Here is an 11,407-nt window from a genome sequence, read left to right on the forward strand (position 1 = left end):
ATGGCGTATCAGCGCACCCGTGTCGACTGACACACCATCGCGAGCAGGCTCGCTCCCACAACAAACGGACAGGCTTGTTCCTTGCGGTTACTTCCCGGCGTTAATGGTCGCCGTCTTGATCGCGCCCAGCTCCAGCTCCCACTTCTTCAGGATCGCCTGGTAGCTGCCGTCGTCGATCATGCTCTGCAGTGCGACTTTCACCGCTTCGCTCAGCTCAGGTTTTTTCTTGCTGACGCCCAGGCCGGTGAACTGCGACGAGATCGGCAGGCCCACGGTCTTGTACATGTCCTTTTCCTGGGTCTTGAGGTACGGCAGGGTTTCGCTGCCTTGCATCGCCGCGTCGATACGGCTCTGGCGCAGTTGCGCACGGGCGTCGGCGGAGCCTTCGGTGCCCACCACGTTGATCGCCGGTTTACCCGCCGCTTCGCAGTTGGCCTTGCTCCACTCGGCGATTTCCGTAGGGAAGGTGGTGCGGCGGCTGGTGCCGACTTTCTTGCCGCACAGGTCGATGATCTCGTTGATGTCTTTGTTCTTTTGCAGGGTGTAGAACTGCGGACCGCTGGTGAAGTAGTCAACGAAGGTCACGCTGGCCTGACGTTCGGCGGTGTCGGTCATGCCCGACAGCACCATGTCGACGCGGTCGGTGGTGAGCGCGTTGATCATTTGTTCGAAGCCAGTTTCCTGCCATTTGATCTTGATGCCCAAGCGTTCGGCCAAGGCGTTGCCCAGGTCATAGTCCAGGCCGGTCAACTGGTTGGTGGCCGGGTCCTTGAAATCCATCGGCGGATAGTTCGGCATGATCGCGACGACGATCTCGCCCTTGTCCTTGATGCTGGCCGGCAGTTCGGCGGCGAAGCTGAAGCTGGAGGCCATCAAGCCTGCGAGTACTGCTGGGATTACGAAGTTCTTCATGGTCGTTCTCTTTTGAGTGTTGTGAGCGCCAAAGGGCGCTTAGGTTCGAACGGCAGAAATGAAGCTTTGGGTGCGAGGGTTTTGCGGACTTATTAGTATTTCTTCGGGGCTTCCAGCCTCCACGATCTGCCCGCCGTCCATGAACACCATGCGATTGGAAACCTCGCGAGCGAAGCCCAGTTCATGGGTGACGACGATCATGGTCATGCCGGTCTGCGCGAGGTCGCGCATCACCGACAGCACCTCACCGACCAGTTCCGGGTCGAGTGCCGAAGTGGGTTCATCGAACAACATCAGCTTGGGGCGCATGGCCAATGCACGCGCAATGGCGACGCGTTGCTGCTGGCCACCCGAAAGTTCGATCGGGTAGCTGTTGCGCTTGTCGGTCAGGCCGACGCGGGCGAGCAATTCCAGGGCTTCTTCATTTGCCTCTTTGGGCGAACGCTTGAGCACCTGGCAGGGCCCTTCGATGATGTTTTGCAGCACAGTCATGTGCGGAAACAGGTTGAAACGCTGGAACACCATGCCGGTGGACAGACGTTGACGGGCGATCTGGGACTCGTTGAGTTCGTGCAGTTTGTTGCCGACGATGCGGTAACCCACCAGTTCGCCATCGACCCACAGGCCACCCTTGTCGATCTTTTCCAGTTGGTTGACGCAACGCAGCAAGGTGCTTTTACCGGAACCGGACGGGCCGATGATGCACAGCACTTCACCTTGCTCGACTTCGATATTGATGTCTTTGAGCGCGTGAAACTGGTCGTAATACTTATTCAGACTCACGGCCTTGACGATGCTTCTCATGTAGGGCTCCTCAAGAACGCTTGCCGGCGCCGCGAGCGAAACGACGCTCCAGACGGCTTTGACCAAAGGACAGGACGGTGACGGTGGCCAGGTACCAGATACCCGCGACGATCAGCAGCTCCATCACCCGGGCGTTGGCGTAGTAGATGTTCTGGGCGTTGTAGAGCAGTTCCGAGTACTGGATGACGCTCGCCAGCGAGGTCATTTTCACCATGCCGATAAACTCGTTGCCGACCGGCGGAATGATGATCCGCATCGCCTGCGGCAGGATGATCCGGCGCAGGGCTTGCAGGCGTGGCATGCCAATCGACTTGGCGGCTTCGTACTGCCCGGTGTCCACCGACAACAGGCCGGCGCGCACCACTTCGGCGGTGTAGGCGCCCTGGTTGATGCTCAAGCCCAGGAGGGCGGCCGCGAATGGCGTCATCAGGCTCACGGTGTCCATTTCGAACAGGCCGGGAATGCCGATGGTGGGGAAGATCAGCGCCAGGTTGAACCACAACAGCAGTTGCAGGATCAGCGGCGTGCCGCGAAACAGCCAGGTGTAGGTCACCGCGACGTAACGCAGGATCGGGTTGGCCGACATGCGCATGATCGCCGTGATCACCCCGAACACAATACCCAGCCCCATCGCCAGCACGGCCATGACGATGGTATTGAGCAAGCCCCACATGATCGCTTGGGAGGTGAGGAACTGGCCGATGTACGACCATTCGATCTTGCCTTCGGCAAAGGCGCGCACCAGGCCGATGATCGCTATGAGGATCACGGTGGCGAAAAAAATCCGCCCGTAGTAACGACGTGGCACGTGGTCGTACTGGGTTATATCAAACTGGTTTTCCGCCAGTTTGCGCTCCGCCTGAAGTCGTTCTGCCTGAGTCTGACTCATGTTGTTTCTCCGAACACGGGTATTGCAGGTCAAACACATTTCCTTGCAGGTGCCGGCTTGCCAGCTCCTACCGGGGTTTTGCGTTGTCTATCAGAGGCGGAAGCCCTGATAGTTCTTGGTCCATTCGTGTTGCGCGGCGAGGGCGGTCTTCAACCGGCCGATCTGCTCGCGCACCTGCTGCGGCGCGGTACCACCCCAACCGCTACGGGCAGCGATGGCGGCTTCTAGCGTCAGGCTGTCGCGTACTTCCGGGGTCAGGCGCGGATCGATTTCGGCCAACAGCGCCGGCGAGGCTTCCCACAACTCGATGTCGTGTTTCTCACAGGCCTGAACCAGCGCGCCGGTGATTTCATGGGCTTCCTTGAACGGCACCCCGCGCACCGCCAGCCAGTCGGCCACTTCGGTCGCGAGGGTGAACCCGAGCGGTGCCTGGCGGCGCAACTCTTCAACGTTGACCTTCATGGTCGCGACCATCCCGGCCATAGCGGGCAGGACCAGCAGCAAGGTGTCGACGCTGTCGAGCACGCCGTTCTTGTCTTCGCTCAAGTCGCGGTTGTATGACAGCGGCAGCGATTTCAGGGTAGAGAGCAGACCGGTGAGGTTGCCGATCAGGCGACCTGCCTTGCCCCGGGCCAGTTCGGCAATGTCCGGGTTTTTCTTCTGCGGCATGATTGAGCTGCCGGTGGCGTAGGCATCGTCCAGGGCAACCCAGCGAAATTGCCGCGATGACCACAGACAAAATTCTTCGGCAAGGCGGGAAATGTTGATCCCGAGCATGCTGGCAATAAACAGGAATTCGGCGACGTGATCGCGGCTGGCCACCGCATCGATGGAGTTTTCGCAGACGCCGCTGTAACCCATTTCCCTAGCCGACTGCTGCGGCAGGCGCGCGATGGCGGAACCGGCCATGGCGGCGGCGCCGAGTGGCGACAGCGCGGTGCGGATGTCCCAGTCCACCAGTCGTTGCACGTCACGCAGCATCGATTGGGCGTGAGCGAGCAAGTGATGGGCAAAGACGATCGGTTGCGCCTGTTGCAGGTGAGTGAAGCCTGGGCAGATGCTTTCGATGTGTTGTTCGGCCTGATCGACCAGCGCTTGTTGCAAGGCAAGTACTTCGACGGCCAGGGTGCGCACGTGGTCGCGCAGGAACAGACGCAGGTCGTTGGCGGTCTGGTCGTTGCGCGAACGGCCGGCGCGCAGCTTGCCGCCCAATGGGCCGAGGCGCTCGGTCAGCAGGCGTTCGATGAACGTGTGGACGTCTTCGTCATCCAGCGTTGGCGCGATGCTGCCGGCTTTGAAATCAGCGCCGATACCTTCCAGCGCGTCGAGCATGGTGTGGGTTTCCTGCTCGCTCAACAGTCCGGCGCGTTGCAGCTCACGGGCATGGGCCTTGGAGCCGGCGAGGTCGTACGGGGTCAGGCGAAAGTAACGCTCAGGGCAACGGGACAGGGCCGCCAGGGCTTCGGAGGGGCCGCTTTTGAAACGGGCCCCCCAGAGACGTTCGGTGGGTTGAGACATTGTTGTTTTCCTCGTCGGTAAAGCGAACTGAAATGGATGCGAAGAGCCGAGAAAACCCGCCGGAAATAATTCGGGCGTGGTTCGGCCTAAGCAGTTTTCAAGAGGGCAGTTGCAGCGTCGCGGGAGCTGATCGAAGTGTCAGCTTTTAGCAGTTCGAAGTCAGTGAGTTGGCACTGAAGTACGGGGATTATTAGCGGTTGCCAAGCCTGGTTTTCTGTGTTCATTATTATTAGCCAGCTTTATTTTTGTTGTTGGACACAGGTTGTTGAATAGCGCGCCAGAGGTAAATAAGCATTATGGAAACCCCACTTTCCAATTCTGGAAACCCGGCGCCGAAAACGGCGCATCGGGCGCCGCTGGCCCTCAGCGGGCTGGATTTCAAACTGCTCAAAGTGTTCAAGGCCGTGGTCGAGGCTGGCGGTTTCAGTGCGGCGCAGAACGAGCTCAATGTGGGGTTGGCGGCCATCAGCAAACAAATCTCCGACCTTGAAATTCGTATTGGTATGCGGTTGTGCACCCGAGGTCGCGAGGGTTTTCATCTGACCGAAGAAGGCCGATTGGTCTATCAGGCGTCGATTGATTTATTTGCCTCGGTTGATAACTTTCGTGATCGGCTTAGTTCTGCGCAGAACGAACTTGTTGGTGACCTGGGAGTGGGCGTCATTGACAATACTATTTCCGACGTTAATTCACCGTTAGTTTCAGCGCTTAAACGAATAAACAAAGAGTCACCGAAAGTAAGGTTTCAACTTCAGACCTCACAACTGGATGAGGTTGAAAGAGGGGTCGTAGAGGGGCGCCTGGTGGCCGGTATCGTGCCGGTTTATCAGAAGCGCGAAGAGTTCGACTATTACGCGTTGTATGAAGAACGCTCAGAGGTTTACTGCGCGATCGGCCACCCGTTGTTTTCGGTGTCGGACGCAGAAATCGGCAGCAACGTACTTAAGGAATACGAGTGCATCAACCATCGCTACGCGATCCATCGCGACAAACTGAATTTTGCCCGGTACGACAGTTTTTCCGCCTCGGCGACCCAGGTGGAAGCCGTGGCGCTGCTGATCAAGACCGGGCGTTTCGTGGGTTTTCTACCGCAGCATTACGCCGCGTCGATGGTGTCTGACGGGCAATTGCGAGCCTTGCGGCCGGACCTCATTCACATCAGCACACCGTTTAATCTGATCCTGCGTCACAACACCGTGCGCAGTCCGCTGGTGAAGGCATTTGCCCAGGCATTGGGCGTCGATTTGAAGGTGTCGACTTGATAACAATCATTAAGTAATAGATAGCTCCCGCCCCGACGACGCGGCAACCAAACTGATCTGGCTTGGGTTGCGTAATATCACAGCAAAGTGGGGCCCAGCGGCACATGACATCCCGCCGTACGGCCACGCAAGAGCACCCGAACTTGTGGCGAGGGGATTTATCCCCGCTGGGCTGCGCAGCAGCCCCAAAACCACCCAACCCGATACACCCGGCCCCGGAATTATTTAGTGGCTTGAAATTAAACCCGTTCCCTTCGCTATGCAGCCTTATCTGCAGGATTCGGCACTTAGGCCTTCTCCCGCAGGCCCGTCTTGCTAAAGTTCGCGATTCATAGGCCGACAGACTTCGTTTCCACCTCACGGATGAATCTAATGTTCCGCTCTGTTTTTTCTGGCGTTGCTTTGCTCGCTGTCGCCGCTGCCTGCAATGCCCAGGCTCAGACCGTCACCACGCCCGAACAACTGCTGACCGAATTTTCCCGTTGCGATGCGCATTTCTTCGAGAGTCTGCGCGACGCCCGCCTGCCGGCAGGTACCGTACGCCTGAGTGATTACGGCTCGGTCAAGGCACCGACCATCATGAGCCCGCTACAGGAAGGCGGCACTTACCAACACTTCGAAACGCCCCTGATCGTCAACGGCGTGCAGATGGTCGGCTATTACAACCAGGCCGAAACCATCAAGAATGTCGGCAATTTTCTGTTCTGGGGTTTCGTAGCCGATGGTTCGCCGCAAGAGGTGGCCGCAAAACTCAAACCGTTGATCGTCGATAACGCGCGTTTTGTCGGTCAGGGCAAAGCCATTACCCGCGCCGAAATTCGCCGCGTTGGTGACCCGATCGGCCAATGGCGCACCGAAGGATTGACCGGCCCCGGCGTCGTCACTCCGTTTGGTTTCGTAGACCGCGTGTTGATGGTCGACACGGGCGACACAACACCGCCGCTGGCAGGGCACACCACCGTGTTCTGCTCGCTACAAGGCACCGTGACCGCGCCGCTCTTGCAGGTCTATCGCCCTGACCTCAACGCTCGTCTGTTCGACTAACAAGGATGCTTTTCATGAATGCTCGCTGGCCCGCACTGATCGCCTGCTCCTTCATCCTCACAGGATGTGCCGGAATGCAGAACCCGCAAAAAGCCAACCTCGCGCACTGCACAAATCAGATTAAGGCGTCCAAAGCCGAAAATTACCCCCTGGCGCTACAGGAAGGTGATCTATGTCTGCAGAAAAATACCTTGCCCGCCTCGCTGGAAAGTTTGATTTACGCGGTGCAGGCCGACGCCCACAGCAACCTCAAGCATTTCCCCGAAGCGGTGGCTGCCAAGGAAAAATCCATCCAATTGGAGGCCAAGCCTGATGCGCGCGCCAATCTGGATTTGAGCAGCATGTATCGCGACGCTGGCAACCCGAAAAAAGCGCTTGAACTTGTGCAGTACAACCTCGACAACGGACTGGGAGAAGCCGGAAAGGGCTCCGGCTTCCACATGCCGACCTACTATCATCAGGGCCTCGCGCTGACAGACCTGGGTCAGTACCGAGAGGCCGCTGAAGCATTCAGCACCGGCCTTGAGCGCCAGGCGGACTATGCCTGGGCCTATTACGAGCGTGGGATCGCGTACGACCATTTGGGAGATAAGGACGGCGCCAAGGCCGACTTCATGAAGTTCTCGCAGATCGTCAACAAGAAGTACGTACGTGAGGAGCACAAGGCCAAGCTCGCCGAGTACAAGATTTCCATGCCGTGAGGTGGTTTCCCAAAATAAACAGCATCGCCACCGAGCTACACACGTATCGCTCCGGTTTTTTGTCATGACTGGCGGTGTACTGCTGACATTGGTGTTCCTGTGTATCTCCTTCAGGACGTTCGGTCGCATTTATCGCATGAAAGAAGAAGACCGCTTCTATTGAAACGGTTGTCAGTCATGGCGCCCAGAGCCCACATTCATCCAGGTAATCGGTTTCCCCACCCATGAAAAAGTTGATTCTCGCGTTGCTTTCGGTCGTCCTGCTTTCCGGGTGTGTAACCAAGTCTTTGAGTGTCGAAGACCGCCACCAGATCAAAACGATCAAGATCCTTCCCGTGTACTTTGCGGTAGAAAACTTCAAATACACCAGCATGACTCAGGCTTGGGGAGCAGGACTGGGGGCCGGAGCAGGTGCAGCGACTGGCATGTTGGCCGGAGCATCGAGCGCTGGCACAAGCGCGTTGACGGGCGCCGGCTCGGTCGTGGGTACCAAGGCGGCCGATGGCGCGACGGCGGATATTTCCCAAGCGATTCTGAACAACATGCAAGCCCACGGTATCGATGTGGGCAAACTGGTGCGTGAAAGCTTCGAGAGGCGCATCAAGCAAGAAGGGCTGTTCACCATCGTGGCGCAAGGCGAGAGAGCGGACGCCGACGTTGAAATCATGATCATGCAGTGGGGGCTTAGCCTGAAAAACTACAGCTCTGTGCTTTACCCAGTCATTGGTGTCAACGGCTCCATGAAACGCAGCGGCACCTCGGTTTGGCGCAACTTCAATACCATTTCGGCATTCAATGAAAGCAACACCCTCGCTTACACCCCTGAGCAGTACGCCACCGATCCCGAAGCAGCGCGTGCGGCGTTTTCCCGGGTGTCTGATTTGGCTGTAGGCAAGCTGATTGAAGACCTGAAGCAATAACCGCATAGGCAAACCGAAGTGCTGTAGGGGCATCGGGGCAGGCGCGCATCAAGGCGGTGGGGAGGAACAAGATTGTCTTGAGCAAATTGACCAGCGGCGCTTAGTCGGTACCATTTGCGAAACGCCCGTCAGCTAAGACAAGCTCCCCGTCTTCCCAGACTCGATAAGGATGCGAGCATTGAAGTTTGAAAACGGTCAGTTTTCTGGCAGCCATGGAATTATCTTCAGCGTATCGCGCTTTACCCTGTCGGCCGATGAGCGGGGTAGTCTCAGAACACTGCATTTTGGTGAAGCGAAAGCCGCCCATTATGAAGTGAGCAACCGGGTGGTGGAGCTCTACGACAAAATGCTCGCCAAGGATCTACCCTGCCAAATGATGGTCGGGATTTCCAACCCCTTGACCCGGCAGCAGGGTGATTTACTCAACACCCAACGAATGAGTATCGCCAACCTCACCAGCGGGGTTTTCGCCGCAGCGGCCGGCAAGTTCATGCCCGGTGCGGTCATCCCTGTGGGATGGGCTGTCCGCGAGTTCACGTTGGGCAAATTGCCGACCTATCACGCCGGTGATGTCATCGTAAGCTTGGATGCACAGGTCAGCGGTGGCATAGGTCCGCAACACTCCGCTTCCTCTATGATCATCAAGGCTCAAGGCGGCTAAGACTATGAATGAATTTGGCCTATACGCCTTGGCATATGCAGTGTTCCTGCTGTTGTTTTTCTATATGAAATCCTACGGCCTCAGGAAATGGCTAGGCATCGCCCTGGTTGCCCTGGGGTTTGCGAGCATTTTTACACTGCCGTCTTTCGTCTCCGGTTTTGATCTGGGGATCGCCTCAACCAGTGCTATTGGTATCGGAGCGGCACTGTTTTTCAGCCGGGCCCGGTATATGGCATGAATCTGTGTTCCTCTTTTATTGACCACTCGCTCCGTGGCTACCAGCTGTCTCGATAGTCGAAAGCAATCTGATAGTCGTAGCTGCTCCAATCAATTGAGTGTTGAAAGTGAGGTTGGAGGGTTTTTACCCATTCTTGGGGAACATCAAACCCTCCGTTATTGACATTGTTTTCGATTGGAATCCCTAGGGCTTCAATGACAGAGCCGTCTTCACCCAAGTCTTCGGAATACTCCTCCCCCTCGCAGGATTCGGTTTGCTTGCTATACCACTCAAGTCTTAGTTTGAGTCCCATTTGATCCTCACAAATATTTTTTTGATATTACGGTTTTTTTTCGGGCCGTCTGTCTGCTCGCCCGTAATATGATCGAAGGCCCCTAGATGACTTCCATCGCTCGAACGATAGGCTTCCAATTCACCATGTGAAGAATCCCATTCGTAAATGGTTCTGCCCTTCGCATCAAGCCAGCGATCCCTTAGGCCGCCACCTCCTTGTACAGGTGTTTTTTTCTTGCCTCTTTTCAATCCAGGGAAGCCAACAATTTCATGGGTTTTCGGAGCTGGGTGATAGTCGTGGCCGGTCTCGGCCATGCCCTTTCGAGGAACACTCAAAACCACATAAACCGGCCGAACCCCCGAATCAGCCGGAAATACCAGAATGAAATCCCTGTACTCCGGCGGATAAATCGGGTCGACGATGACGCTGTCGGCCATCGGCGTCGGCGGATAGATCCAAATAGGTGGTGCCTGGGGCGCCGCTTCCAGAGCGGGAATGCCAAGGATGTCGGACGGGTTGGTAGCCGGCGTCCAGATCAGTTCGATGCCATCCCCCAGGTCGGCGATGAACTGATCGGCTCGCGGGGTGAACTGAACAACGTCGACCATTTCCCAATCGCGGTTCTGGCCGGTGTAAAAGCCGTAGCCCTTGAGACTGCCATCGGCCTGCTGCTCGATGCTCAAGCGCACGCGGCTGCGGGCCTGTTTGAGGTTGCGTAACTGGTCTTCGCTGTAGAGCGCGCTGTCACCCAGATTGGACGGCCACAGCAGGGCGATGATGCCGGTCAGCAGCGCTGCGCCGACGGTGCCGCCAGCAGCGGCAGCCGTGGACGTTGCCGAACCGCCCAGCGCGAGCCTGCCCAAGGTAACGGGAACCGTGCCTGCGCCGATCCGCTTGAGGGGGATGGTGCCGGATGGGTCGGCGCTCCGGCCGCCGAGCCACATGAGATCGCCGTACTGCTTGACCAGATCTGCCGGCACGTAGCCGTTGGGGTTGTTGTAATCGATGATGCCGTTGGGGAGCTTGCAGCTCTTGGCAAACACGCATCCGGTAGCGGTGGACAAAGGCTTGTTATCCACCGCGGCCCAGCGCGTTTGTTCATAGGCAGCTTGCCGGGCAAGCATGGCTTCGTAAGCCTGCTGCCGGGTTTCGCGCTCGGCCAGTTCGCTGGCGGTCATGTCCCGATAGGTGACGTGATGCCCATCGCCGCTGGGCGGGTTTCGGACCTGGGGGATGTCGTTTTTGCGTGCCGCCACGTAGTGAGTCTCGTCCGGAAAAATGCAGGACAGACGCTAACGCGGGAAGAGAGGGGCGCGATGTAGGAGGTTTCTTGAAGTCGTTGTTCTGGTTTCCTCAATACGGGTAGGCTGGCTATTTGAGGTTCGGAACAATCTGAAGCGTCAGATCGGGCTGTCAGACATTGGGCGCCCGCAACTCGCCAGCCGACCTCGCCTTGCGCCTTTGCCTACAACTACGCCAGAATCCGCCGGCTTGTTCGCCTTGGGTTGCGTCGGTAGTTTGGGACCTGTCACTGCTCATCAGTGATCGGGTTTAGCAGCTCGCGGTGAAACAGGTTGTGCAAGGCGTTATCCAGTCGGGATTCCCATCCTGCACTTGATGGTGGCTGTGCGCAGGGCGTCCCCGGACGCGCCGGTTTCTTGTTTCCCCGGTCTGCTAACCTGCGTACAGCTGCCTCCCATCGTTTAGCAGCGAGCGGGTGATGGCTCCAACTACAGGAAGCAAGACGATGGCAAAAGTTACTCCGAATCCCCCTGCGGCAGACGAACCTACGTCCCGCGTCCAGTCCGCCCGCAACAAAAAAATCGACGACGCTGCCACGCGAGCGTTGGATTTTTATCTGAAGCCCAAGCCTGAGAAAGAAACGTCTGACAAGTCCGACTCCATTTTACGGATTGATCCGGGGGTTGATTCTGAGTGTTTGCTTGCGAATCTCAGTGAAAATCTGGCTTCGGCGAATGCGATGATCAGTGATTTGGCGTTTGATCTGGATGGGTCTCGGCGGCGGGTTGCGTTGGGGATTTTGCAGGTGATTGAGGTGAGTGAGCTGTTGGCTAATCGGGCTTTGGATATTGTTGAGGTGAGGTAGGGCAGCAGCGTTGCGTGCCGCCTGGATTGGAAAAGGTCTTGCCTAGCAAGACCTTTTTTGTGCCGATCTTTTTCGTG

Annotated in this window: 13 protein-coding genes and 1 pseudogene; 8 read left to right on the forward strand and 6 right to left on the reverse strand. The window is 57.3% G+C overall.

Annotation, left to right across the window (positions count from 1 at the left end; genetic code table 11):
- Positions 1-87: 87 nt before the first annotated feature.
- From GKKCFE_RS03370 to argH, 4 genes are all read right to left on the reverse strand, one after another.
- Entirely contained in the window at positions 88-912 is an 825-nt protein-coding gene (locus GKKCFE_RS03370) for an ABC transporter substrate-binding protein (protein ID WP_107321510.1), read from the reverse strand.
- Between the two features lie 39 nt (positions 913-951).
- Positions 952-1,716 carry an amino acid ABC transporter ATP-binding protein gene (locus tag GKKCFE_RS03375; RefSeq protein WP_107321511.1) on the reverse strand — a complete coding sequence of 255 codons (765 nt, stop codon included), beginning with the start codon at positions 1,714-1,716 and terminating at the stop codon, positions 952-954.
- A 10-nt stretch (positions 1,717-1,726) separates the two neighbouring features.
- On the reverse strand, positions 1,727-2,605 hold the full coding sequence (locus tag GKKCFE_RS03380; RefSeq protein WP_107321512.1) for an amino acid ABC transporter permease: 879 nt from the start codon (positions 2,603-2,605) through the stop codon (positions 1,727-1,729).
- 90 nt (positions 2,606-2,695) lie between these two features.
- Entirely contained in the window at positions 2,696-4,123 is a 1,428-nt protein-coding gene (argH, locus tag GKKCFE_RS03385) for an argininosuccinate lyase (RefSeq protein ID WP_107321513.1), read from the reverse strand.
- Between the two features lie 296 nt (positions 4,124-4,419).
- Here argH and GKKCFE_RS03390 point away from each other — a divergent pair, with 296 nt between their 5' ends.
- From GKKCFE_RS03390 to GKKCFE_RS03420, 7 genes and pseudogenes are all read left to right on the forward strand, one after another.
- Positions 4,420-5,385 (forward strand): LysR family transcriptional regulator, encoded by a 966-nt coding sequence (locus GKKCFE_RS03390; RefSeq protein ID WP_445577480.1) that lies wholly within the window; start codon positions 4,420-4,422, stop codon positions 5,383-5,385.
- Positions 5,386-5,419: 34 nt separating this feature from the next.
- Positions 5,420-5,614 (forward strand): annotated as a pseudogene (locus tag GKKCFE_RS03395) (hypothetical protein); the annotation flags it as partial.
- Positions 5,615-5,757: 143 nt separating this feature from the next.
- Positions 5,758-6,429, forward strand: coding sequence for a hypothetical protein (locus GKKCFE_RS03400; protein WP_223194574.1), 672 nt, complete (start codon positions 5,758-5,760; stop codon positions 6,427-6,429).
- 14 nt (positions 6,430-6,443) lie between these two features.
- The gene (locus tag GKKCFE_RS03405) at positions 6,444-7,130 is read left to right on the forward strand and encodes a tetratricopeptide repeat protein (protein ID WP_188252247.1); all 687 of its coding nucleotides are present in this window, start codon (positions 6,444-6,446) and stop codon (positions 7,128-7,130) included.
- A 224-nt stretch (positions 7,131-7,354) separates the two neighbouring features.
- Positions 7,355-8,050: a hypothetical protein gene (locus GKKCFE_RS03410; protein WP_445577481.1), complete on the forward strand. Its 696-nt coding sequence runs from the start codon at positions 7,355-7,357 to the stop codon at positions 8,048-8,050.
- Positions 8,051-8,228: 178 nt separating this feature from the next.
- A complete protein-coding gene (locus GKKCFE_RS03415) occupies positions 8,229-8,711 on the forward strand; it encodes a hypothetical protein (protein ID WP_188252246.1) in 483 nt (160 codons plus the stop codon).
- Between the two features lie 4 nt (positions 8,712-8,715).
- On the forward strand, positions 8,716-8,949 hold the full coding sequence (locus GKKCFE_RS03420) for a hypothetical protein (RefSeq protein ID WP_188252245.1): 234 nt from the start codon (positions 8,716-8,718) through the stop codon (positions 8,947-8,949).
- Between the two features lie 37 nt (positions 8,950-8,986).
- Here GKKCFE_RS03420 and GKKCFE_RS03425 read toward each other — a convergent pair whose 3' ends face one another.
- Both GKKCFE_RS03425 and GKKCFE_RS03430 read right to left on the reverse strand, forming a co-directional pair.
- Complete coding sequence (locus GKKCFE_RS03425; protein ID WP_188252244.1) at positions 8,987-9,241, reverse strand: colicin E3-like toxin immunity protein; 255 nt, start codon at positions 9,239-9,241, stop codon at positions 8,987-8,989.
- A complete protein-coding gene (locus tag GKKCFE_RS03430) occupies positions 9,226-10,479 on the reverse strand; it encodes a colicin E3/pyocin S6 family cytotoxin (RefSeq protein WP_445577482.1) in 1,254 nt (417 codons plus the stop codon). Before GKKCFE_RS03430 ends, GKKCFE_RS03425 begins: the two co-directional genes overlap by 16 nt.
- Positions 10,480-10,970: 491 nt before the next feature.
- Between GKKCFE_RS03430 and GKKCFE_RS03435 the strand changes: the two genes are divergently transcribed.
- Positions 10,971-11,330, forward strand: coding sequence for a DUF6124 family protein (locus tag GKKCFE_RS03435; protein WP_214915775.1), 360 nt, complete (start codon positions 10,971-10,973; stop codon positions 11,328-11,330).
- The last annotated feature ends 77 nt before the right edge of the window (positions 11,331-11,407 follow it).

It is taken from the genome of Pseudomonas sp. E141 (genome assembly GCF_052659885.1).